At 45.5% G+C, this 25730-nt stretch carries 19 protein-coding genes and 1 riboswitch; of the genes, 1 reads left to right on the forward strand and 18 read right to left on the reverse strand.

Annotated elements, in window-relative coordinates; genetic code table 11:
* Positions 1 to 257 precede the first annotated feature (257 nt).
* From glpX to ACQKFO_RS15645, 5 genes are all read right to left on the reverse strand, one after another.
* Positions 258 to 1220 (reverse strand): class II fructose-bisphosphatase, encoded by a 963-nt coding sequence (gene glpX / locus ACQKFO_RS15625; protein WP_034765120.1) that lies wholly within the window; start codon positions 1218 to 1220, stop codon positions 258 to 260.
* A 410-nt stretch (positions 1221 to 1630) separates the two neighbouring features.
* A complete protein-coding gene (locus ACQKFO_RS15630) occupies positions 1631 to 2914 on the reverse strand; it encodes a UDP-N-acetylglucosamine 1-carboxyvinyltransferase (protein ID WP_427599863.1) in 1284 nt (427 codons plus the stop codon).
* 190 nt (positions 2915 to 3104) lie between these two features.
* Positions 3105 to 3746 carry a fructose-6-phosphate aldolase gene (fsa, locus tag ACQKFO_RS15635; RefSeq protein WP_397553698.1) on the reverse strand — a complete coding sequence of 214 codons (642 nt, stop codon included), beginning with the start codon at positions 3744 to 3746 and terminating at the stop codon, positions 3105 to 3107.
* Between the two features lie 175 nt (positions 3747 to 3921).
* Positions 3922 to 4782 (reverse strand): class IIb fructose-bisphosphate aldolase FdaB, encoded by an 861-nt coding sequence (gene fdaB, locus ACQKFO_RS15640; protein ID WP_427599864.1) that lies wholly within the window; start codon positions 4780 to 4782, stop codon positions 3922 to 3924.
* Between the two features lie 180 nt (positions 4783 to 4962).
* Complete coding sequence (locus ACQKFO_RS15645; RefSeq protein WP_148971206.1) at positions 4963 to 5325, reverse strand: response regulator; 363 nt, start codon at positions 5323 to 5325, stop codon at positions 4963 to 4965.
* A gap of 204 nt (positions 5326 to 5529) precedes the next feature.
* Here ACQKFO_RS15645 and ACQKFO_RS15650 point away from each other — a divergent pair, with 204 nt between their 5' ends.
* Complete coding sequence (locus tag ACQKFO_RS15650) at positions 5530 to 6054, forward strand: DUF2529 domain-containing protein (protein WP_427599865.1); 525 nt, start codon at positions 5530 to 5532, stop codon at positions 6052 to 6054.
* 289 nt (positions 6055 to 6343) lie between these two features.
* Here ACQKFO_RS15650 and ACQKFO_RS15655 read toward each other — a convergent pair whose 3' ends face one another.
* The 13 genes from ACQKFO_RS15655 to ACQKFO_RS15715 form a co-directional block, all read right to left on the reverse strand.
* Positions 6344 to 7333 carry an ABC transporter permease gene (locus ACQKFO_RS15655; protein ID WP_427599866.1) on the reverse strand — a complete coding sequence of 330 codons (990 nt, stop codon included), beginning with the start codon at positions 7331 to 7333 and terminating at the stop codon, positions 6344 to 6346.
* Complete coding sequence (locus ACQKFO_RS15660) at positions 7302 to 8837, reverse strand: sugar ABC transporter ATP-binding protein (protein ID WP_427599867.1); 1536 nt, start codon at positions 8835 to 8837, stop codon at positions 7302 to 7304. Before ACQKFO_RS15660 ends, ACQKFO_RS15655 begins: the two co-directional genes overlap by 32 nt.
* Positions 8838 to 8853: 16 nt before the next feature.
* Positions 8854 to 9939 carry a sugar ABC transporter substrate-binding protein gene (locus ACQKFO_RS15665; protein WP_427599868.1) on the reverse strand — a complete coding sequence of 362 codons (1086 nt, stop codon included), beginning with the start codon at positions 9937 to 9939 and terminating at the stop codon, positions 8854 to 8856.
* Between the two features lie 494 nt (positions 9940 to 10433).
* Positions 10434 to 10540, reverse strand: a riboswitch (SAM riboswitch).
* Between the two features lie 342 nt (positions 10541 to 10882).
* Complete coding sequence (locus tag ACQKFO_RS15670) at positions 10883 to 12487, reverse strand: CTP synthase (RefSeq protein WP_148996323.1); 1605 nt, start codon at positions 12485 to 12487, stop codon at positions 10883 to 10885.
* A gap of 445 nt (positions 12488 to 12932) precedes the next feature.
* Positions 12933 to 13496 carry a DNA-directed RNA polymerase subunit delta gene (gene rpoE / locus ACQKFO_RS15675; RefSeq protein ID WP_427599869.1) on the reverse strand — a complete coding sequence of 188 codons (564 nt, stop codon included), beginning with the start codon at positions 13494 to 13496 and terminating at the stop codon, positions 12933 to 12935.
* Positions 13497 to 13656: 160 nt separating this feature from the next.
* The gene (locus ACQKFO_RS15680) at positions 13657 to 13839 is read right to left on the reverse strand and encodes a hypothetical protein (protein WP_427599870.1); all 183 of its coding nucleotides are present in this window, start codon (positions 13837 to 13839) and stop codon (positions 13657 to 13659) included.
* A gap of 265 nt (positions 13840 to 14104) precedes the next feature.
* Positions 14105 to 17371, reverse strand: coding sequence for a fused isobutyryl-CoA mutase/GTPase IcmF (icmF, locus tag ACQKFO_RS15685; protein ID WP_427599871.1), 3267 nt, complete (start codon positions 17369 to 17371; stop codon positions 14105 to 14107).
* Positions 17368 to 18021, reverse strand: a complete 654-nt coding sequence (locus tag ACQKFO_RS15690; protein WP_427599872.1) for a TetR/AcrR family transcriptional regulator — start codon at positions 18019 to 18021, stop codon at positions 17368 to 17370. The genes icmF and ACQKFO_RS15690 overlap by 4 nt, the downstream gene beginning before the upstream one ends.
* Before the next feature lie 262 nt (positions 18022 to 18283).
* A complete protein-coding gene (locus tag ACQKFO_RS15695; RefSeq protein ID WP_159363102.1) occupies positions 18284 to 19423 on the reverse strand; it encodes an acyl-CoA dehydrogenase in 1140 nt (379 codons plus the stop codon).
* A gap of 161 nt (positions 19424 to 19584) precedes the next feature.
* Positions 19585 to 20721 carry an acyl-CoA dehydrogenase gene (locus ACQKFO_RS15700; protein WP_427599873.1) on the reverse strand — a complete coding sequence of 379 codons (1137 nt, stop codon included), beginning with the start codon at positions 20719 to 20721 and terminating at the stop codon, positions 19585 to 19587.
* 29 nt (positions 20722 to 20750) lie between these two features.
* Positions 20751 to 21602, reverse strand: a complete 852-nt coding sequence (locus tag ACQKFO_RS15705; protein WP_427599874.1) for a 3-hydroxybutyryl-CoA dehydrogenase — start codon at positions 21600 to 21602, stop codon at positions 20751 to 20753.
* Between the two features lie 229 nt (positions 21603 to 21831).
* Positions 21832 to 23019, reverse strand: coding sequence for an acetyl-CoA C-acetyltransferase (locus tag ACQKFO_RS15710; protein ID WP_427599875.1), 1188 nt, complete (start codon positions 23017 to 23019; stop codon positions 21832 to 21834).
* A 340-nt stretch (positions 23020 to 23359) separates the two neighbouring features.
* Positions 23360 to 25477 (reverse strand): 4Fe-4S dicluster domain-containing protein, encoded by a 2118-nt coding sequence (locus ACQKFO_RS15715; RefSeq protein WP_427599876.1) that lies wholly within the window; start codon positions 25475 to 25477, stop codon positions 23360 to 23362.
* Positions 25478 to 25730 lie beyond the last annotated feature (253 nt).

Below are 25730 nucleotides of genomic sequence, written 5' to 3' on the forward strand. Positions count from 1 at the left end.
TATGTTGAAGCATAAACTAATAGAAAAAATGCTGAAGATAAAAACCTTATCTATTGTAACCATACTTTTAATCAAGAATCAATGACTGGGTAAAAAAAGGAAGGTAAATTTGTAGATAGGCAGCATTTTTTCACCTATGAAGAAAAAAAGTGAGTGATAAGAGTGATCATGGGCAGAAATGGTAAGACACTCTGCCCATCCCTCATCTCTTATTAAGAAGAGTTGGTTTCTCTCTCAATGTTACTTATATCTATTTATTATCTCATGACCAGGTTTGGTTTTTTCTGAAGACTGTGACGGCCGTCTATGAAGCGGACAGTCCCAGACTTCGCACGCATAACGACTGAATGAGTCAATCCGTATGTCCCTTTAAGCTGAACACCTCTTAACAGTTCGCCGTCCGTTACACCTGTTGCCGCAAAGATCGCATCGTCACCGCAGACGAGGTCTTCCATTCGAAGGATCTTGTCCACATCCAGCCCCATGCTTATACAGCGCTGCAGCTCGGCATCGTTCTGTGGTAAAAGCTTTCCTTGGATTTCTCCGCCTAAGCATTTCAGCGCAACGGCAGCAAGTACTCCCTCTGGAGCCCCACCGGATCCGAATAAGATATCGACACCCGTATGATCGAATGCTGTGTTCATAGCTCCTGCTACGTCACCATCATTGATCAGCTTGATGCGCGCTCCCGCTTCTCTCAACTGCTGGATGATATGCTCATGACGAGGACGATTTAAGACGGTTGCAACTACGTCTTCGATGTCCTTGTTCTTTGCTTTTGCAACGGCTTTCAAATTATCGATAACAGAAGCATTGATATCAATTTCCCCAACCGCTTCTGGTCCTACTGCGATTTTATCCATATACATATCCGGTGCGTTCAGTAGGTTTCCGTGGTCTGCCACCGCGAGTACCGCCAGTGCATTCCAGCCTCCGGAAGCAACGATATTCGTTCCTTCCAACGGATCGACGGCCACATCTACACGTGGACCATAGCCTGTCCCTAGTTTCTCACCGATATAAAGCATTGGAGCTTCATCCATTTCACCTTCACCGATGACAACTGTCCCCTTCATCGGTACTGTATCGAATACATCGCGCATGGCAGAGGTTGCAGCATCATCCGCCTCATCCTTCTTACCGCGACCCATCCAGCGGGCTGATGCAAGGGCAGCCCCTTCTGTTACTCGAACAAGCTCCATTGATAAACTTCTTTCCATGTATATAGCCTCCCGTATTCCCTTTTGTTTTACAATATTCTTTAATTGTATAACATATTAACAGATTTATTGTAACACATTGAAACGATTAGAGAGACTTTTTTTCGAAAAAAGTAGGACACAATGGTTCATTTCAGCCGAAAATTTCTGGTAATACAGTGAATATTTCCAGAAAAGTAAGTGGCTGTTCACCAACAGCGAGTAGTGATTGATTTCCGCTTCAGGTGCTCGCTTTCCGCGGGGCGTGAGTTGAGCCTCCTCGGGCTTTGCCCTGTGGGGTCTCAACTTTCCCGCTATTCCCGCAGGAGTCGAGCACCTTCCGCTCCAATCAACTTAGATATTTAATGCTTTACCTCAAAACATAAGAGTAAAAGCAACAATTTCACGAAAGCTATAAAGTTTTACTGTAACTATGACTTCATCTGCTCCAATTCTTCAGCTGACATCTTTTCACGCCAGATTGTGGCTCCCAGGCCTTCGAGTTTGGCAACCAGGTCGCTGTATCCTCGGTCGATATGCTCGAGGCCGGTCACTTCAGTGATTCCTTCTGCCATTAAGCCGGCGATTACAAGAGCCGCGCCTGCGCGCAGGTCACTTGCTTTCACTTTGGCACCTTGTAATTGTACAGGTCCATTGACGATGGCGGAGCGACCTTCTACCTTGATCGTCGCATTCATTCTTCTCAGTTCATCGATATGCTTGAAGCGGGCTGAATAGATGGTGTCCGTTACGACAGCAGAACCTTCTGCCCTGTTCAATAATGTCGTGAACGGCTGCTGCAGATCTGTTGGGAAACCTGGATATACCAATGTTTTTACATCAACGGATTTGAGCTTGTCCGCTCTTCCGATGTAGATCTGGTCGTCGTTTGTTTCAACAGGAACGCCCATTTCACGCAGCTTGGCGATGACCGATTCCATATGTAACGGGATGACATTGTCAACAAGTACACCTTTACCGACTGCTGCTGCAAGGATCATGAACGTTCCCGCTTCAATTCGGTCAGGGATGATTGTGTGACGGCAGCCGTGAAGCTCGTCCACACCATCGATACGGATCACGTCGGTTCCTGCCCCTTTGATCTTCGCACCCATGTTACTTAGTAATGTCGCTACGTCAATGATCTCAGGTTCTTTTGCCGCATTTTCGATGATCGTTCTGCCTTTTGCGCGTACAGCGGCAAGCATGATGTTGATTGTTGCTCCTACACTGACGACATCAAGGTAAATACGTGCACCCCTTAATTCGTCGGCACGCAAATAAATAGCACCTTGTTCATTCGTCACTTCCGCTCCGAGAGCCTCGAAGCCTTTAATATGCTGGTCAATCGGACGTGGACCAAGGTGACATCCACCCGGTAATCCGATGACCGCTTTTTTGAATCGTCCAAGCATCGCTCCCATTAAATAATAAGAAGCACGAAGCTTTTTTACCTTCCCGCTTGGCAAAGGCATGGACACCATTTGACTTGGATCTACACTCATATCCCCATCTTCCAAGTTGACGGAACCACCGATCTCTTCTAATAGATCTTTCAGTGTCCGCACATCAGAGATGTCTGGTAACCCTTCGATTGTGACTGGTGAATCAGCAAGAATGGTTGCCGGGATCAAGGCTACCGCACTATTTTTGGCCCCACTGACTTTAATGGTCCCTTCAAGTGGATAACCTCCTGCAATTTTTAGCTTTTCCATATTAAACTCCCTTCCACTGTTTATTGATGAGGAAGCCCCAATGGCTGTCAGACCCCGCACATCAAAAACAAAAAGGATTATTTTTCCAAAAGAAGACGTTCTAAGAGGTATTGTCTACTAGTGTATACATAATTCGTCAAAACATGTATAGGATAAAAGAATTTTTTTTGCTGGACCAATTGACTTAGGTTCAGCGGTTATTCCAATCATTCAGGAAAGCATCGATTCCTTTATCCGTCAGGGGATGCTGGAACAATTGCTTCAACACTTTCAGAGGCACTGTCGCAATATGAGCCCCTCTTAAGGCAGCTTCCGTAATATGCTGTGGATGACGGGTCGAAGCCGCAATGATTTCTGTTTCCAGTCCGTGAATCGCGAAGATTTCAGCGATCTGGGAGACCAGCTCCAGTCCATCATGACCGATATCATCTAACCTTCCTAAAAAAGGTGACACGTATGTCGCTCCGGCACGAGCCGCTAAAAGCGCCTGGTTCGCACTGAAAATCAGCGTGACATTTGTCTTGATCCCTTCTTTAGCAAAAGTAGATGCAGCCGTCAGACCATCTGGTGTCATTGGAAGCTTCACCGTAATGTTCGGCGCGATCTTCGCAAGCTCCCTGCCTTCCTTGATCATGCCTTCAGCATCTAACGCGATGACTTCAGCGCTTACGGAACCAGGGACTAAGTCCGTGATTTCCTTTAATCGGTCTTCGAAAGTCACGTTCTTTTCTTTCGCTACAAGCGATGGATTCGTTGTCACTCCTGAAATGATACCCCATTCAAATGCTTCCTTGATTTCACTCATGTTTGCTGTGTCTATGAAAAATTTCATTAACTATACCCCATTTTCGACAAAATTTTCAATCATCTTTTAATGAACGGAAGGGACTGACCCAAAAAGGTATCAACCCTTTCCTGGTGCCAGTCCCATCCTACAGCTTCATTCTATTTCTACCACATTCGGAAAGCCTGTAATCTATCAAGAAGAACTTTCCAAACATTACCTACTATTTAGCTTGGTTAGAAGAACCAAATTCGCGCATTTTGCCAGCAACTGTCGTTTTGATCGCTTCGCGGGCAGGACCCATGTATTTACGTGGATCATATACTTCTGTGTCAGCTGCAAGTACTTCACGTACCGCTTTTGCTGAAGCAATTTGGTTTTCAGTGTTTACGTTGATTTTCGCTGTTCCGTAAGAAATCGCTTTTTGGATGTCTTTTGTCGGAATTCCAGTACCACCGTGAAGTACTAGAGGTACTCCAGTCGCTGCACCGATTTCTTCCATTTCTTTGAATCCAAGATTCGGTTCACCTTTGTAAGGACCGTGAACAGAACCAAGTGCAGGAGCAAGTGTATCGATACCAGTACGCTCTACTAATTCTTGACACTCTTTAGGATCTGCATAGATAACGCCATCTGCCACTATGTCATCCTCTTGTCCACCTACAGTTCCAAGCTCAGCTTCGACAGAAACACCTTTAGAGTGAGCATATTCAACCACTTTAGAAGTGATTTCGATGTTTTCCTCGAAAGGACCGTGAGAAGCGTCGATCATGACAGAAGTGAAACCTGCATCGATTGCTTCCTTACATTTGTCATAGCTTGAACCGTGGTCCAGGTGAATCGCAACAGGTACTGTGATGTTTAAGTCTTCCATAAGACCTTCGACCATTTTCACAACTGTTTTGAAACCGCTCATGTAACGTGCTGCCCCTTCAGAAACACCAAGGATGACAGGTGATTTTTCTTCTTCAGCAGCTTGTAGGATCGCTTGAGTGAACTCAAGGTTATTCAGGTTGAATTGACCTACTGCATAGCTATTTTCTTTTGCTTGAATTAGCATGTCTTTCATTGAAACTAAAGGCATAGTAATTTCCTCCTTTTATTCAGTCAGTGAACCATTCTAGTAGAAATGGCGGTGTTATTTATAGCACCATGTGACATTGTTTACAATTTCACTTGTATCATACCAAAACAGAATTGATTTTACCAACTGCAGAGGCGAATTGTTAAAAATACTACTATTTTCACTATTCAAATAATACTATCAAGCTGGAATATATTGTTTCACGGCCTGCCTGATGTCGTCGATGTCAAACGGCTTCGCAAAGTGAGTAAGCGCTCCCAGATCCTTTGCTTCCTGAATCATGTCCAGTTCCCCGTACGCTGTCATAATAATGACGCGGATATCTGCATCCTTCTGCTTCATTCTCTTCAAAATTTCGATCCCATCCATACCTGGGATCTTCATATCCAGCAAAACCAAATCAGGGGAATGCTGATCTACAATTTCAAGAGCCTGGATTCCGTTCGCTGCTTGAAATGTTTGGTAGCCTTCCTTTTGTAACACTTCATTTAATAGAATCCTAATACCAAATTGATCGTCTACAATAAGAATTTTCTCGTTCATCCATCCCAATCCCCTTCATATTAAAGTAAGTTATGTATTACTGAGCTAACTAACCGGCTAATAAATGTATATTTATTACTAATTCTCTTTTTACTGTAAAAAATCCTGCTTCTAATCAAGATTTTACTTAAGACCTTTTTCCCCTTTATAATAAGCGTTACGATGACAAATGTCGAAGCTAAATATATAAGGAGAGTTTATTCCATGATAAAAATGTTCACAACACAGTTAACCGGACTGTTCAAACGCATTTATGATAAGCAGGAATTCGAAATCGAAGACGGTGCCCGCCTGCTGGCCCAAGCCGCCATCGGACAAGGAAATATCTATATTAAGGGCCACGGGGAGATGGAGGCTGTCACAGCCGAGGCCTTGTTTGGCGCTGAACCTCTTCCTTCCGCTAAAAGATACGATGTTTCCACCGGGCTGACGGAAGCTGATCGTGTATTAGTCGTCAGCCGCTTTTCAACTGATGAGGATGCCGTAGAGTTAGGAAAAAAACTGGCTGATGAAGGTGTGCCGTTCGTGGCCGTCTCTGGATTGGTAGAGGGAGAAGAGAATCTGGTGGACATAGCCGATGTTCATTTAGATACAAAATTGATCAAGGGCATGCTTCCAGGTGATGAGATCGGTGAGCGGGTGAGCTTTCCTTCCAGCATGGCGGCCCTTTATCTTTATTTCGCCCTGGGGTTCGTGATCCGTGAGATGTTGGAGGAGTATGAGGAATAGTAGATAGACCCGTTCCTGGTTGGGGGCGGGTTTTTTTCATGGATATAGTCTGAGAGATGCGCGTGAAGTTTGTCGTTTATTGTAGAACGGTCGATATCTTGAAAATATGGTTGATATAATGAAAGAACGCCTGATAAAACGATATGAATGTCGATATATTCAAATGAAGGTTGATAAATCCGAATAACGGTCTATAACCTTTCTACTGGATTCCATGTGGCACTAAAGGTTGATTTTCACACACAAAAAAGAGAGGCACCATTAAAAGGCACCTCTCCCCTCAACGAGTTCAAGCCCCACGCACCTTCCTGGCATGCACATACGTCACCGCCAATGCCAATACCAGCACGCTTCCTTTAATAATCTCAAATGCATAGTATGGTAGATTCATCATCGTCAATCCATTCAGCATGACTCCGATCAACGCTGCCCCAAAGAAGGTTCCGAGGATATTCGGTTTCCCAGCACCCAAGACGGAAAAGCCGACAAACACCGCGGCGACTGCTTCCATCAGGAGCGGGGCACCGGCATCCATTTGCCCTGATCCGACCCGGGCCGTGAACAGGATTCCTCCAATCGATGCGAATATACCTGAGAGAACGTAGGCAATCAATTTAACCCTCGTCACTCTGACACCAGATAAGCGTGATGCTTCCGCGTTGCCTCCTGTCATATACAAAATCCTTCCCCACCTCGTGAAATGCATGATCACATAGACGATTCCGACCAGCACGAGCATGATCCATACCGGTACCGGCAATCCGAGCCACTTTCCCTGGCCGATCCAGAGGAATGCTTCGGAAAATTCCCCAGGGGCTGTCCCACCAGTTGTCATCGGCATATTATTGTAGATCGAGTATCCTTCTGTATACGTCCGATGAACACCTGAAATGATATACATGGCCCCTAATGTTGCAAGCAAATCCGGAATTCCAAACTTCACGATCAATAGCGAATTGAATAACCCGACTCCCGCTCCCACCAACAATGGAACAAGGAGCACGATCCACAACGGGGCTTCATACCAGACCATCAAAGAAGCTGTCACAACAGTAGACAGGGATACCGTCGATCCCACCGATAGGTCAAAGCCATCGACGACGAGGGTAAAAGTGACCCCGATGGCAACCAATGTGACGATGGAAATCGAGCGGAGAATGTCTGATAGATTTCCATATGTAAAGAAAAATGGGTTATATAAGCTAAAAAATAGAAGAATTGCAGCCATCAATACGATGGCACCGTATTTAAATAGTAAGTCGATTAGCTTGCCTTTCATTCGCTTGGGTCCCTCCTGAAGCATAAAACAATATACGTTCTTGAGTTGCTTCTTCTTTTGTCAGTTCTCTCACAATCCGTCCATCATACATGACGAGTATCCGGTCCGAGATCGCCAGAATTTCTTGAATTTCACAGGAAAAATAGAGAATGCCCTTCTCTTTTTCTGCAAGGGATTGAATCAGGGAGAAGATCTCCTTCTTCGCTCCCACGTCCACACCTTTCGTCGGTTCATCAAATAAAAACACCGATGCTTCATCAGATAGCCACTTTCCGATTGAAACCTTTTGCTGATTTCCCCCACTTAAAAAGTTGGCCTGGATTCCTTCATAAGCGGTTTTAATTCCAAGGGATTGGATTTTTTCACGAGCCAGCTCACGTTCTTTGCGTCCGTTGATCCATAACCAGTTGGAGACTTTTCTTAATGAAGGGAAGCTCAAGTTGTGCTGAACGGATTCATGAATGAACAATCCTTCTTTTCGTCTTTCTTCCGGGACGAGCGCCAATCCATTTTGGACCGCGTCTCGAGGAGAGTGAATCCGAAGCTTTCTTCCTTTGAGAAAGTGATCACCAGCTTCTACAGGAGATGCTCCAAATAAAGCTTTGGCAAGCTCGGTTTTCCCCGCTCCCACAAGCCCGACCACTCCGACTACTTCTCCTGCCTTAACGGATAAATGGACATCCTTCACCTTTTGACCGTCTTTTAGTCCTCTCACTTCGTAAAGCGTATCACCAATCGGAAGTCCTCTTTTCTGAAACTCTTCTCTATATGTTCCTCCAAGCATGGCGTCGATGATCTTCTGCGAGGTTGTTTCGTATGTTCCGTACGTTCCAACGGTCTCCCCGTCTCTCATGACTGTGATGCGATCGGAAAGCTGAAATACTTCAGGAAGCCTGTGAGAGATAAAAATGATCCCTACTCTCTCTTTCTTTAAATCTTCTATGACACGGAATAATTTTTCCGTCTCAGATGAACTTAGAGGTGCCGTTGGTTCATCCAAAATCAATACTTTCGCTTTTTGAAGCAGGCTCCTGGCAATGAGCACCAGCTGCTTTTCAGCGAGACTTAAGTGTGACGCCGGCTGCCAGAGGGGTATCGCTTCTGCCCCAATTCGTCTAAGTGCCACCCACGCTTCATTCTTTAATGACTTTTTGGTAATAAAGAAGGAGCCTTTTTGTGAGAACTGATCAAGGACGATATTTTCCGCTACAGAAAGTTCCGGGACAATGGCCGTGTCCACTTCCTGGTATACGCAATGGATGCCATGCTCCTTCGCTTCTTTCGGAGATTGATAGTCTCTTTTTTCGGAGTGAAGGATGATGTCTCCGCTGTCCTGTACATAGGCTCCTGATAAAATCTTCATTATCGTGCTTTTCCCTGCGCCATTCGCCCCCAACACAGCATGAACCTCTCCCTCTTTCACATCGAAGCTTGCAGCCTTTAGGGCTTTCACTCCTGAGAAGGTTTTATTGATATCAATCATTTCTAACAGTGGAGACGTCATCGTTTCTAACTCCTTTCTACTCTGTGAACGATCCTTCAAGGTTTTTCAATTCATCTGTATAGCCTTGCTCACTTGCTCCCCAGCCATCTACATGCTCGTGTAATTGATCGGTCGTGATCGTTTCTTCAGGCAATGCTTCCTTTTCAATAAAGACCGGCTCAAGCTTTACTTTTTCAGGCGTTTCTTGGCCACCCAGCTTCTGATATAAGAAACGGACCTGCACGCGGCCGATATCTTTCGGGTCAACTGCTGCTGAAGCAACCCACGGGCTTCCATCTTTTTGAATGATTTGCAGGTCTTCATCACTCATGTCGATTCCATAGACTTTTATTTCGTCTCTCCCTGCTGCTTCGATTGCCCGGACGGCACCTTTTGCAAATTCATCCCAGGCTGCCCAGACAGCATCGATGTCCCCTTTGTTCGGATACTGTTTCAGAATCGCCTCCATTTGTGCCTGTGTATCCAGTGCTGTATTCTGAGTAGCCGCTCCAAAGGCCGCCACCTCTTTAATATCAGGATTTTTTTCTAAAAATTGCTGATAGGCCACTTGGCGTCTTTCCATCGGGGCAAATCCTGCAACCCAAATCTTCACGATCTCCCCCTTGCCGCCAATCTCATCTGAAAGCTTCGTCAAGGTTTGTTCAGCCATTTGTTGGTCCCCCTGCTCGAGCACGGTCACCTCTTCTGAAGCAACATCCGCATCAAACACGACAACCGGAATGTTTTGTTCCTTCGCCTTTTCCACCCCTGATTGCAGCGCTTCCTTCGTTCCATGATCGATGAGGATCCCATCAAACTTTTGATTGATGGCCGCATCCAGGTTGGAAGACATTTTTGCCAGGTCTCCTTCAGACGTAAATACTTGAACCTTTCCTCCAAACTTTTCCACCTGCTCTTTGACACCTTCTATGTATTGAGCGGAAAAAGTCCCTAAATTGATTTGCATAATAAGTGCGATCTTTTTATTGGCTAACGGATGATCGGAAGTTGCTTCCTTCTTATCTCCACTGTCTGCGTCCGCCTCCTGGGAAACCTTTGGCTGACAAGCCACTAAACTGAGAATAAGTGCGAGTAATACGAGTATTGATGCTGCTTTTTTCATCGTTCTTTTCTCCTCCCGAGGTGATTTGCCTCAATTTTTTTTAATACTCTTTTCATAAAGATAGTTGTTGTTTTAAAACCGGGATCTGCAAAGGCTCTGTCAACCAGTATGTGCTGGATGGTGAGACAGAGCTCAGTAGGACAGAGAAATCTAAAAAGCATCTCTACTTTAAAAGCTATTATCGACCTCCGTACATCTGAAAAATGCAGTTTTTCTGTCTTGTAGGTATTTATATTTGTCTATTTTTCATGACTCATGCTTAGAGTTGATTGGAGCGGAAGGTGCTCGACTCCTGCGGGTATAGCGGGAAAGTTGAGACCCCACAGGGCAAAGCCCGAGGAGGCTCAACTCACGCCCCGCGGAAAGCGAGCGCCTGGAGCCCTGAAATCAACCAGCACTTTCCCTTTAAAAGCAACTAAGTTTACGAAAACAGTCTTTGCAAATAAAAAACCCCTTTTCCCAAGAGAAAAGAGGTTTATGTATAAATAAACGTACTCTTATCACTCAGGAAATTCTTCCTGCAGGTTTTAGCACCTTTCCGCTTAAACGGTAGGTTGCCGGGCGTCATCGGGCCAGTCCCTCTGCCAACTCTTTATAAGAGAATATGAAATTTGATATAGTTCGCATGCGCTATAAACGATATATTAACGATATGTGGGAATATTGTCAATATTCTTTTTAGGAAAATTTTCTAGACAGGAATAAAGAGGAGATTCACGAAATTTGTCGTTTATTGTAGAACGGTCGATATCCTGAAAATTAGGTTGATATATTGAAAATACGGTTTATAAAATTGAATAACGGTCGATATTTCGGATTGACGGTTGATAAATCTCAATAACGGTCGATAAATTCATATCCCCCTTAAAAATCGGACACCTGCACCATATAAAATAAAAAAACCGCCCTCCCAAACCAGGGAGAGCAGTTCCAAAATCAAATCTTATTTCTCACCATACGCAAGTGACGCTTCCACGAAGTCTCTGAATAGAGGCTGTGGACGTGTCGGGCGTGATGTGAATTCAGGGTGGAATTGAGATGCGACGAACCATGGGTGGTCGCTTAGCTCAATGATTTCTACAAGACGGCCATCAGGGCTTGTGCCTGAGAAGATGAAGCCGGCTTTTTCCATTTGCTCACGGTAGTGATTGTTGAATTCGAAGCGGTGGCGGTGGCGCTCGTAAACCACTTCTCCATCGTAGGCTGTATAGGCTTTTGAACCTTTTGTCAGCTTACATGGGTATAGTCCTAGGCGCAGTGTTCCACCAAGATCTTCGATGTCCTTTTGTTCCGGTAAAAGGTCGATGACAGGGTATGGCGTTTCAGGGTTCAACTCTGCTGAGTGAGCTCCTTCCAAACCAAGTACATTACGCGCATATTCTACAGATGCCAGCTGCATTCCAAGGCAGATTCCAAGGAAAGGTACCTTGTTTTCACGGGCATATTGAGTGGCAGCGATTTTCCCCTCTACTCCACGGTCACCGAAACCGCCTGGTACAAGGATTCCATCTACATCTGCCAGTTTTTCTGCTACGTTTGCGCTGTCGATCAGCTCAGAGTTCAACCATCTTACCTCGATGTCGCTATCGAAATGATAACCGGCATGACGAAGGGCTTCCACTACTGAGATATACGCATCCTGAAGCTCAACATATTTCCCTACCAGGGCGATTCTTGTTTTACGGGACAGGTTTTTCACTCGATCTACGAGTTCATTCCACTCGGTCATATCTGCTTCATGGCAGTTCAGTTTCAAGTGCTGACATGTGATTTCATCAAGCTTTTGATCCTGAAGAGCAAGTGGTACAGAGTATAGGGTGTCTGCATCCATTGCTTCGATTACGGCATTTTTATCGATATCACAGAATAACGCGATCTTGTCTTTCATGTCTTGAGTCATTGGCATTTCTGTACGAACGACGATGACATTTGGCTGGATACCTAGACTGCGAAGCTCTTTTACGCTATGCTGAGTCGGTTTTGTTTTCATTTCACCCGCTGCTTTGATGTAAGGAACAAGAGTACAGTGGATGTACATCACATTGTCACGGCCTACATCGCTCTTGATCTGGCGAATGGCTTCAAGGAAAGGAAGAGATTCGATATCCCCGACCGTTCCACCGATTTCCGTGATTACGACATCTGAATTCGTCTCGCGTCCAGCGCGGTATACGCGTTCTTTGATTTCGTTTGTGATGTGTGGGATAACTTGTACAGTACCACCAAGATAATCACCGCGACGCTCTTTCTTCAATACAGTTGAATAGATTTTACCTGTTGTGACAGAGCTGTATTTCGTCAGGTTAATGTCAACGAAACGCTCATAGTGACCTAAGTCAAGATCCGTTTCCGCACCGTCATCTGTTACGAATACTTCACCGTGCTGATAGGGACTCATCGTTCCCGGATCCACGTTGATGTATGGATCAAACTTCTGGATCGTGACACTCACTCCACGGTTTTTCAATAGTCTTCCAAGGGACGCTGCTGTGATCCCTTTCCCTAGTGACGACACTACGCCGCCTGTTACGAAAATATACTTAGTCATGTATATGTCCCCCTTCAAAGTAAGTTTGGTTCAAAAAAAGTAGAGGGTGTCTATTGTAGGTATGTTATGAATTTATCTTGTTCAAAGAAGGACAAGTCCATTCTCTTTAAATAAATTCATCTGCATACACCAGCTAAAAGACAGCCTCTTAATATCAAGATACGTCAAGATGTAAGGGGTCTTTAAAGAATCAATCCGCCGCACATAAAACCTTGTCATGTTGTAGCTTTCTTCTTATAAAAACAAAAAACGCCCCGCTTACAATCATGTAAGGGGAGCGTGATATACGTTATTCGTCCCTTTTTAGGGAGCCCAAATAAAATACTACCTTCCTGCGCAGAAGAAGTCAAGCACAGAATAAGAATAGAATTTTCAATCATTTCTAACACATAAAAAACTCCCCGAAGGCAAGTAGCATTGCGGGGAGCCATTCTGGCAGAAGGGATTATTTCTCTTCCTCTTCCTCTTCTAAATCTTCATCGTCTTCTTCATCATCGACCTCATCGAATTCATCGATTTCAAGTTCTTCATCGTCTTCATCGATGTCCAGATCTTCATCTGCATCTTCAACATCTACATCGTCGTCGTCATCTGTCAAATCATCGTCATCGTCCGTATCATCAAGATCATCATAATCAAGATCTTCATCGTCCAGATCATCGAAATCATCAAGATCTAAATCTTCGTCGTCTTTCTTCTTTGCTTTTTTCTTTTTGCTGGATTTCATCGTTGGAACCGTTTCTTCCTCGATTTGATCCACCGGATACCATTCTCTTAATCCCCAACTATTATCGCCCATGGCAATAAAACGTCCCTCGACATTAAGGTCCGTGTAGAATTGAAGTAAGCGGCTGCGAACCTCTTTTTCAGAGATTTCAAGCAAACCTTTAATTTCTTTGACTATGTCTTCGAAAGGCATGGCTTTCTTTTTCTCTGTTAAGATCTCGTGTGCCAGCTCAATGAATGATGTTTGACGTAATTCTTCTTTGGATAACTGCTTAAGACTCAATTAACGCACTTCCTTTCTCTATTTCACACTCTACTAAGTAGAGTAAAAAAGGGCAAAAATTCTCCATTATCAATTTTAACCATATTCATCATTATAAACAATAGAAAAGACTTTATGCTATACCTATCTGGATTTTGTTGCATTTTTTTCACAACTGGGGTCAGGAGGGTCTGCCGCTTTCCCATTTCTCCTCTTTTTCACCGTTTCGAATCACACGGAACGCTTCATAGAAAAGATAGAAAGAGAGTAGAAAAAAAGGAATCGCTCCTAATTGCAATTGATATAGAAGTATGGCAACAAATATGATGGTGGCTAATAGTATATAACGAAAAATGGTCTTCACAGTCTCACATCCAAACGTATGTATCGTTCTTCCTCTCACTTATCTGACAATTCTCATTATATAGGAAATGATAACCGACTACTATTAAGTTCGTGTTAAAAATTGGTTGATTTTGTTTAAAGGATAGACTGTTTATGGACTTTTTAAACCTATTTCGTTATTTGCCCTAGAGTTATTGATATGTTTATTGACCCCCCTGTAGAAGAGGTATCTAGAAAAAGAGACCACTGCACTTCTACAGTAGTCTCATCTTCTTCAATATCTGTTACATATTACGACGGTACTGCCCGCCTACTTCGTAGAGGGCGCGTGTTATTTGGCCGAGACTGGCTACTTTTACTGTTTCCATGAGTTCTTCAAAGATGTTTCCTCCGTTCACGGCTGCTTGTTTTAAGCGGGTCAGTGCTTCTTCAGCTTTGTCCTTGTGCTGTGATTGGAAGTCTCGAAGGTTATGAATTTGTGTTTCTTTCTCTTCCTTCGTTGCACGTGCAAGTTCCATGCTGTCCATTTGTTCCTCTGAAGGTGGAGTTGGGTTCAGGTACGTGTTCACTCCTACGATCGGAAGTTCCCCGGAATGCTTTTTCATTTCGTAGTACATGGATTCTTCTTGGATTTTGCCTCGTTGATACTGAGTTTCCATCGATCCAAGAACGCCGCCTCGATCATTCAGGCGATCAAATTCTGTCAGAACCATTTCCTCCACCAAATCGGTCAGCTCTTCTGCGATGAACGATCCTTGAAGTGGATTTTCATTTTTCGATAATCCGTGTTCTTTCGTAATGATCATCTGAATCGCCATGGCACGGCGGACCGATTCCTCTGTAGGTGTCGTGATCGCTTCATCATAAGCATTGGTGTGCAGGGAGTTACAGTTATCCTGCAGGGCCATCAAGGCTTGAAGCGTCGTACGGATATCATTGAAATCAATCTCCTGGGCATGAAGAGAACGCCCGGATGTTTGAATATGGTACTTCAGCTTTTGACTTCTTTCATTGGCGCCATATTTATCACGCATCACCGTTGACCAAATGCGGCGGGCCACACGTCCGATCACTGTATACTCAGGGTCGAGTCCGTTCGAGAAGAAGAAGGATAAGTTTGGTGCAAACGCATTGATATCCATTCCACGACTCAAATAATACTCTACATAGGTGAAGCCATTCGCAAGCGTAAAGGCAAGCTGTGAGATCGGGTTCGCTCCCGCTTCAGCGATATGATAGCCGGAAATCGATACAGAGTAATAGTTACGTACTTTATGATCGATGAAGTACTGCTGGATGTCACCCATCATGCGAAGGGCAAATTCAGTCGAGAAGATACAAGTATTTTGTCCTTGATCTTCTTTTAAAATATCTGCCTGCACCGTTCCACGGACGACCTGCAGCGTTTGTTCCTTCACTTCCACGTATTCTTCCACTGTCAGGACTCGGCCAAGCTCCTCTTCCTTCATGCGGATCTGCTGATCGATGGCCGTATTCATATACATGGCAAGGATGATCGGTGCCGGACCATTGATCGTCATAGATACAGATGTAGAAGGCGCACATAGATCAAAGCCGGCGTACAGCTTTTTCATGTCTTCAAGTGTACAGATGCTCACGCCGCTCTCTCCGACCTTACCGTAAATATCAGGGCGGTGATCCGGATCTTCACCATATAAGGTTACAGAGTCAAAGGCTGTACTCAGGCGTTTCGCATCATCATCCTTAGAAAGATAATGGAAACGGCGATTCGTCCGTTCAGGAGTCCCTTCACCGGCAAACTGGCGCTTCGGATCTTCCCCTTTTCGTTTAAATGGAAATACTCCTGCTGTGTATGGGAACGAACCTGGAACATTCTCCTTGTATACCCAATCCAGAATCTGTCCGTAGTCTTTGTATCTTGGAAGGGCAACTTTCGGAATATCGAGTCCCGATAAGCTCTTAGTCTTTAATTCAGTGACGATTTCTTTATCACGGATTTTTGTGATGAATTGATCCTTGCTATAGGTTTCTTTTAACCCATCCCATTTTTGTAAAATCTGTTTCGACTCGGCTGTTAATTTGTTTTCGATTTCATCTTTCAATGTCTGAAGAGATGTGAGGACCCCATCATTCGTTTCCTTTTCGTTAAGGGCTTCGATTGCCCCTTCCAATTGGAACAATCTGCGGGCGAGGTTCACCTGCTCTTCGGCTTTTTTATGATAGTTCCGGACCGTTTCCGCAATCTCACGCAGATAATAACGGCGATTGTTTGGAATGATGACATTTTGCTTTTCCACGTCCACGTCTTTGGAGAAGCCCGTTTTCCAATCCAGTTCCATTTTCTTGTTCACAGTTTCGACGATCGCAGCGAACAACGCGTTTGTACCTGGATCGTTGAACTGGCTGGCGATCGTTCCGTATACGGGCATGTCATCTAAGTCTTTATCAAAAAGCAAGTGACTGCGCTGATACTGCTTCTGGACCTGGCGTCTTGCATCCTCCGAGCCTTTACGCTCAAATTTATTGATGACGATAAGATCGGCAAAATCGATCATATCGATTTTCTCAAGCTGGGACGGAGCACCGAACTCACTTGTCATCACATACATGGACATATCACAGATTTCAGCGATTTCCGCATCCCCCTGACCGATCCCGCTTGTTTCAACGACGATCAGATCATAGCCTGCCGCCTTGACCACATTGATGGCATCCTTGATGGCCAGTGAAAGCTCTGTTTTCGACCCACGGGTAGCGAGGCTTCGCATATAGACGCGAGGATTGAAGATGGCATTCATACGGATGCGGTCCCCAAGAAGGGCTCCGCCTGTTTTTTGTTTCGTAGGATCGATGGATAGAATCGCGATCTTCTTTTCAGGAAGCTCATTGATGAAACGACGGATCAGCTCATCCGTCAGGGAGCTCTTCCCTGCTCCACCTGTTCCTGTGATCCCCAGGACAGGAACTTTTTTCGCTAAGTTCTTTATTTCAGAAAAAACGGTCTGGGCCGTCGCCGCCACTTCTTCATTCGCTCCGACTTGATACTCTGCAAGTGAAATCAGCTTCGAAACCGTGTTCACATTGCCGGTCGAAAGCTTTTCTACCTCTTGATTCACGCTTCCCTTGATCGTCGGGAAATCACACTCTTCGATCATGTTGTTGATCATCCCTTGAAGACCATGCTTACGACCGTCTTCCGGTGAGAAGATACGGGCAATCCCATATTCGTGAAGCTCTTTGATTTCACGTGGGATGATCACTCCCCCACCACCGCCATAAATGCGGATATGAGACGCTCCTCTTTCTTTCAAAAGGTCGTACATATACTTGAAGTATTCAACGTGTCCGCCCTGGTAGGACGAAATCGCGATTCCCTGTACATCCTCTTGAATCGCGGCATTGACGACTTCCTCCACGGAGCGGTTATGACCCAGATGGATAACCTCTGCCCCGCTTGCCTGGATAATCCGACGCATTATGTTGATCGACGCATCATGTCCGTCAAACAGACTCGAAGCCGTGACAAAACGAACATGGTGCTTTGGTTTATAAATTTCAACCGTGCTCATATTACTCCCCCTGTTCTCCCTTGTTTTTCAAACCCTATGACGCCTGCAAAAGTGAGTTCGATTTGAAGATTGATGTATTCATCGAGTGTAAACCGCTTCTGAAGCGCCCAACGACGGAATCCCCACATCTGTCCCTGGACGAATACATTTTGAGCCAGCATGTGGATCTGATCTTCATCAAGCACAAGCTTTCCACTCTCGACACAGCCTATGATGAGATCTTCCACCATCCCCACCATTTCAAGTTCTTTACGCAGTACATACGGAAGGGCGTCCTTCGATAAGGATTTCGCCTCCTGATACATGACGAGGACTTCATCCTGCATACGATCCATCACTTTAAAATAATGAGCGATGCCAAGCCTTAAGCTCTCAAGTGTCCCTTTTCCGACATCCAGCTCCTCAAGCTCCAGCCGAACCTGCTCATAGATGCTGTCACACACTAAATACAAGACATCTTCCTTTGTCCGAATATATTCATATAGCGTTCCGATACTAAATCCGGCGGCCTTTGCGATCTCTCTAGTCGTGGTGCGATGAAACCCCTTTTGTTTAAATAGAGAGACGGCCCCACGAATCATCTGATCACGCCGCTTTTCTACCAAACGCTCATCCTTAACCGAAGCATGAACTTCCCTCTTCTTATTCACAACAACCGACCGCCTTTACTATCCATTTCTCCCATTGATCCCTCTTACAAAAGCCACCTGCTCTATCCCCCAACAAAGCAGAAGGTCCTCTCTCTCTAACCACATATCTATACAGACCGGGTCTGGCACCCTAAAGACGCAAGCGATGATAAGAACCCCTTTACGCTATGAAGCATAGTAGAACCTATCGGGTGCCTGACACGCTTCAGGACGACCAGGAGATCCTCTTAAAAAATCCACACACGAGGCCCCAATCAAATTCCTACTTCGTCACCATCCGCGAAATAACCAATCTCTGAATCTCCTGCGTCCCCTCATAAATCTGAGTAATCTTCGCATCACGCATATAACGCTCTACCGGATAGTCTTTCGTATAACCATATCCACCAAAGATCTGAACCGCCTCCGTTGTCACTTTCATCGCTGTATCCCCGGCCATCAGCTTCGACATCGCCGATTCTTTTCCGTACGGAAGACCTTCTGACTCCAACCAGGCAGCTTGATAGGTTAATAGACGGGAAGCTTCGATGGACGTCGCCATATCGGCAATCTTGAATGAAATTCCCTGATTCGCTGCAATCGGCTTCCCGAATTGCTCACGCTCTTTTGCATAATCGACAGACGCATCAAGGGCTCCCTGGGCAATCCCGACTGCTTGAGCCGCGATTCCGTTCCGTCCGCCATCAAGAGTCATCATGGCAATCTTGAATCCATCGCCTTCGCTCCCAAGCATATTTTCTTTCGGTACCTTACAGTCTTCAAACACGATCTCAGTCGTTGGAGATGAACGAATTCCCAGCTTCTTCTCTTTCTTTCCAACAGAGAACCCTTCGAAGTCTGCCTCAACGATGAATGCACTCGTTCCACGCTGGCGTTGAGAAGGATCTGTCAAAGCAAATACGATATACGTATCGGCGATCCCACCGTTCGTGATGAAAATTTTAGAGCCGTTCAATACGTAATGATCACCTTCTAAACGGGCCGTCGTTTTCATACCGCCTGCATCAGATCCTGAACCCGGCTCGGTCAATCCGTAAGCCCCGATTTTTTCACCCTGTGCCATTGGACGAAGGTATTTCTGCTTTTGTTCTTCTGTACCGAATTTATACACAGGCCATCCTGCTAAAGACGTATGAGCGGAAAGAGTCACTCCTGTAGACGCACACACTCTTGATAACTCTTCTACTGCGATACAGTATGCCAGGTAGTCACTCCCGATCCCACCGTACTCTTCCGGCCAAGGAATCCCCGTAAGCCCAAGCTCAGCCATCTTCTTAAATAAATCCATATCGAAGCGCTCTTCCTCATCACGCTCGGCAGCAGTCGGCGCCACCTCATTCCGCGCAAAATCACGCACCATCTTACGTATCATTTCATGCTCTTCCGATAACTTAAAATTCATCTCAATTCCTCCTATAATCTACTTCATACCGGGTCTGGCACCCTTACGATGCAAGCAAAGCAACAAACCCCTTTACGCCACGAAACACCGCAATCTATATCAGGTGCCTGACACGCTTCAGAACGTGTGCACGAATACACCTCTCCAAGAATCCAAGCCCACTAAACCAACAAATTTTTCCCAATCACCATTCTCTGAATCTCACTCGTACCCTCATAAATCTCCGTCACCTTCGCATCTCGGAACAGACGCTCAACCGGATATTCTTTTGTATAACCATACCCACCGTAAACCTGGATCGCTTCGGTCGACACTTCAACCGCTGTTTTTGAAGCAAATAACTTTGCCATGCTTGCTTCTTTTCCACAAGAGATATTGTTCGAACGAAGATTGGCAGCCCGGTACACAAGAAGCTTCGACCCTTCAACAGCCGTCGCCATATCTGCAAGCTTGAATCCGATCCCCTGTTGGGCTGCGATCGGCTTACCGAATTGTACGCGTTCTTTGGCATAAGCTGTGGAGTAGTCGAAAGCCGCTTCAGCAATTCCCAACGCCTGCGCTGCGATCCCGATCCTGCCGACATCGAGATTCGCCATGGCGATCTTGAAGCCTTCCCCTTCTTGACCTAGAAGGTTTTCAGCCGGGACTTTCATATCTTCAAAGGTCAACTGAACCGTTCTCGAACCATGGAGACCCATTTTATGTTCGTCTTTTCCGATTACAAGTCCCGGTGTATCCTTTTCTACGATGAAGGCTGATACTCCCCGGCTCCCTTTTGACGCATCCGTTGCGGCAAAGACAATATACGTATCCGCTTCGCCACCATTTGTAATAAAGACTTTTGAGCCATTTAATACATAGTGATCGTCACGTTTTTCGGCTTTCGTTTTCAAGCTTTTCGCATCCGATCCCGCACTAGGCTCCGTCAGGCAGAAAGCGCCTAAATATTCCCCGGTCGCAAGCTTGGGAAGGTACTTTTGTTTTTGTTCTTCGTTTCCGAAATAAAGAATCGGATTTGTTCCCACTGAAGTATGCACAGACAGGATCACCCCTATGGTTGCGCTTACTTTGGACAGCTCATGTATGGCAATGATATAGGATGTAAAATCCATTTCAGAGCCGCCATATTTCTCAGGGATCGTGATTCCCATCAACCCGAGTTCCGCCATTTTGTTCAAAATCTCCCTCGGGAATTGCCCTTCTTCCATCTTCTCGATAAACGGCTGGATTTCCGTTTCAGCAAAATCCCGTACCATTTTTCTCATCATCTGTTGCTCTTCCGTAAATCGTAACTCCATGAATGGTTCCTCCCTGATGTTCGTCGTTGTTACTCGTATGAATAGAAGCCGCGCCCTGTTTTTCTACCTAACCAGCCGGCTTTCACATATTTTCTAAGTAGCGGGCATGGGCGATATTTGTCATCACCGAAGCCTTCGTGCAGTGTTTCCATGATGTATAGGCACGTATCAAGTCCGATGAAATCTGCCAGAGTAAGAGGACCCATTGGATGATTCATACCGAGCTTCATCACTTCATCAATCGCCTCTTTACTCGCGACCCCTTCATACAGCGTATAGATCGCTTCGTTGATCATCGGCATAAGGATACGATTAGAGACGAATCCAGGAAAATCTTCTACTTCAACGGGTACTTTGTTGAGAGATTTCGTCATGTCTTCGATCACTTGATACACTTCATCAGTCGTCGCAAGGCCACGGATGATTTCAACCAACTTCATAACCGGTACCGGGTTCATAAAGTGCATTCCGATCACTTGCTGGGGACGCTTCGTCGCTGCAGCGATTTCAGTAATCGGGAGTGAAGAAGTGTTAGAAGCAAGGATCGTGTGCTCCAGTGTTATTTCATCCAGTTGAGCAAAGATTTTTGTTTTGATATCCATGTTTTCAACCGCTGCCTCGATGACAAGGTCTACTTGCTTCGCGTCGTGTATATCGGTTGAAGCCGTTAAACGGTTCACTGTAGCTGTTTTATCGTCTTCTGACATTCTTCCTTTTTCAACGGCGCGTGTCAGGTTCTTTGTGATCACGCCGATTCCCTTTTGTACAAATTCTGCTTTCAAATCGTTCAGGTAGACATCGAATCCTGCTTGCGCACATACTTGAGCGATCCCTGATCCCATTTGTCCCGCCCCGATGACCATTACTTTTTTGATGTTCATGATATTCTCCCCTTTGTTATAGCTAACACTAGTAATCTAGTTGGTTTAGTTTTAATATGGATTTGTTTTGTTCAGTTGTTCAGCTGCTGATTATTGGTGTTACTTCAGCTGCTGAAATATGCCGCGAAATCAGCAGCTGATTCATTTCGAAAATTCAGCAGCTGAATCCATTTTGTAGACTGGTACACCCTACAGGCAAACCTGCTCTGGCAACTTTGCGCCTGATAATCTACTGCTTCGCCACCTCAATCATAATCGCATCCCCTTGACCGCCGCCGCTGCAGATCGACGCTATTCCGATTCCGCCTCCGCGACGCTTCAGTTCATAAGCCAGTGTCAGGATGATACGCGCTCCGCTTGCTCCGATCGGATGACCAAGGGCGACTGCTCCACCGTTCACGTTGACTTTTTCCGGATCTAACCCGGCGATTTTCCCGCTTGTCAGGGCAACGGCTGCGAATGCTTCGTTAATTTCAAACAGGTCGATTTCTTCAAGTGATTTGCCCGTTTTCTTCAGCAGTTCATTGATGACGAGTCCCGGTGTTTTCGGAAAGTCCTTTGCTTCAACGGCAATTGCTGTGTGTCCAAGGATGGTAGCTAATGGCTTCTTCCCTTCTCTTACGGCTCTCTCTTCACTCATGAGAACCATGGCAGCCGCTCCGTCATTTACCCCTGGTGCGTTCCCAGCTGTGATCGTTCCTTCCGATCCGAAGACAGGACCTAATTTGGCCAGAGCTTCGATGGACGTTTCTTTGCGTGGGGCTTCATCTTTACTGACTACGATTGGTTCCCCTCGACGCTGCGGTACTTCCACCGCGACGATTTCTTCCCCCAGAACACCTGAGTCTGTCGCTTTCAGAGCACGTTCATGGCTTCTAAGCGCCCACCCGTCCTGCTCTTCTCTTGATAATTCGAACTCTTTTGCTGTTTCATTTCCGTACGTTCCCATGTGGACATTGTTGAAGCTGCACGTCAATCCGTCATGAACCATTAAGTCCTTCACCTGGGAATCCCCCATTTTGAAGCCCCAGCGAGCTTTCGGAAGGATGTACGGTGCATTTGACATGGATTCCATTCCGCCCGCCACGATGACTTCGCCGTCACCTGCACGGATGATCTGGTCACCCATTGTCACGCTTCGCATTCCTGAAGCACACACTTTGTTGATGGTTTCCGTTTTGACATTCCACGGTAATCCGGCATGACGTGATGCTTGTCGGGAAGGGATCTGTCCCTGCCCCCCTTGTAATACAGATCCGAGGATCACTTCCTCTACCTCTTCACCATTTATGCCTGATCGCTTCAGGGCTTCCTTCACAGCAAAACCGCCAAGCTCTGAAGCTGTAAAACTGCTTAAGCTTCCACCAAATTTACCGAATGGCGTTCTCGCTCCATCTAAAATAACCGTTTTTCCCATCTCAATCGCTCTCCTTTATATCTGAATGATTTGATTCGACAAAAACAAATTGTATACGCTTTCAACTGCTCTTAAAAAAATAGGACTCACCATATTCGACTGAACGCTCGCTCAACCAGTCCCCAAAAGAGAAGGGACAGTTTTTGTCCCTTATATACCTTTATTGTACTTCATATTCGGTTAGAACGTAATGATTTTTTAGAAAGTTTTTATTTTTCTATTAAATTTATTATTGTAGGAAAATAATAGGAGTGAAACGCAGATAGAGGCTTTTGTTTCACTCCCGATTCTTCAACTACTGAGAAGCAGACTTTTCATTATAAAACAGATAATATTCTTTTTACGAAGCTGCCGGCTGATCTTTTTGATCGCCACATACCGCTTTTTCAAGGATTTCTGCCACATCCTGAGTAGAGACGGTTTCTTCTACTTCCTTCGCTTTCGTTCCATCAGATAGCATTGTCAGGCAGTATGGACACCCCGAGCTGATGACCGATGGGCTGACCTCAAGTGCCTGCTCTGTACGGGAAACGTTCACGCGGTGGCCTGCGTCTTCTTCCATCCACATAAGTCCTCCACCAGCTCCACAGCACATGCCTTTTTCGCGGTTACGTTCCATTTCAACCAATTTCACGCCGGAGATCGATTTCAGGATTTCCCGTGGTGGATCGTATACTTCGTTGTAACGTCCCAGGTAACAGGAATCGTGGAAGGTGATCGTTTCATTCACTTCGTATTTCGGCTTCAGACGCCCTTCTTTTACCAGGTCATACAGAAGCTCCGTATGGTGATACACTTCCGCTTCCAAACCGAAGTCCGGATACTCATTTTTGAAAATGTTATACGCATGCGGATCGATCGTAATAATTTTCTTGATCTCATTCTTTTCAAATTCGGCGATGTTTTGACCGGCAAGCTCCTGGAATAGGAATTCATTACCGAGTCGGCGCGGTGTATCACCGGAGTTCTTCTCTTTGTTACCTAAGATTGCGAATTTCACGCCTGCTTCATTCAGCAGCTTGGCAAAGGATAACGCGATCTTCTGGCTGCGGTTATCGAATGAACCCATGGATCCGACCCAGAATAAGTATTCGAAGTCTTCTCCCGCTTTTTTCATTTCTTTCACCGTAGGAATATGAACGTCTTCTCTCGCTTCACGCCAGTTTTCACGTTCTTTACGGTTAAGACCCCAAGGATTCCCCTGGCGTTCGATGTTTTGCATAGCGCGTTGTGCATCTGCGTCCATCTTTCCTTCTGTCAGGACCAGGTAACGGCGAAGGTCGATGATTTTGTCCACGTGCTCGTTCATGACCGGACATTGGTCTTCACAGTTACGGCACGTTGTACATGCCCAGATTTCCTCTTCTGTGATGACGTCTCCGATCAGACTAGGACTGTACGTAGCTCCAGCAGCCGCTTCTTCTGCTGCTTGAGTGGCGCTCGCCATGGCGAGCTGATTCCCTTTCGTGCCATTGAATGCAAAGGTCGGCACCCACGGTTTTTTCTGCGTTACCACTGCACCATGATTCGTCAGGTTATCACGCAGTTTCACGATTAAATCCATTGGGGAAAGCATTTTCCCTGTCCCTGTGGCAGGACACATATTCGTACAACGACCACATTCCACACAAGCGTAGAAGTCGATCATTTGATGTTGCGTGAATTCTTCAATTTTCCCTACCCCGAAGCTTTCGGCTGACTCATCTTCAAAGTCGATGGGCTTCAGCTTTCCAGGGTTGTCTAATCGATTATAGTAGACATTCGCAGGACCCGCGATTAAGTGAGCGTGCTTGGATTGTGGAACATATACAAGGAATGCCAGTAAGAATAGCAGGTGAATCCACCAGGCTACATAGAAGATGACGATGGAAGCTGTTTCTCCAATGGCCCCAAGCGCTCCTGCAATAAGTGACGCTACAGGCTCTGTCCAGGCAAGCTCTTCGCCGTGCCAGATAAGGCCCATTCCGTTCCCTACAAGAACCGATAGCATTAATCCCCCGATGAATAGGAGAACCAATCCTGATTTAAATCCTCTTTTTAAACGAACCAACTTCTCCACATAGCGGCGGTGGAAGGCCCAAACAACCGCTACCAGGATCATGAGTGTGACAAGCTCCTGGAAGAACGTGAATCCGGGATATAATGGCCCCAACGGTAAGTGACTCCCTGGTTCCAGTCCTTTCCAGATGAAATCGATGGCTCCGAATTGGACTAATATGAAGCCGTAGAAGAACATGACGTGGATCGCTCCACTCTTCTTATCCTTCAAGAGCTTCTTTTGTCCGAAGACATTGACCACGATCTTCTGGAATCGTTCTTTGAATCGCTGGTCGAACTCCACCTTCTTACCGAGCTTAATATATTCAATTCTCGTCTTTACTACATACACAAACAGACTAAGTGCGTAAACGGTCACAAGAATAAATGCAACCCAATTGAGAATGAGTAACCCATTCATTGAAAAACACTCCCCCTTCTTTGGTTCGATTGAACTTCCCCTTTGTTCAAACTTTTACAAACCAAATTAATATTCTGAATAGTTCATATATCCATTATATTATGAATGAGCATTCAGTCAATGGTTTTCACCAAGAAAAATGAAAACCTTTACATGAATAGTCATTCATTCGTCGGAAGTAACCAGGACTTTTTGTACCCCCTACAGGTTTCAATAGGAATCATTTAAGGTAAAGAAAGAGTGCAAAGTAGAT

The organism is Rossellomorea sp. NPDC071047 (genome assembly GCF_050270195.1).
Lineage (GTDB): Bacteria > Bacillota > Bacilli > Bacillales > Bacillaceae_B > Rossellomorea.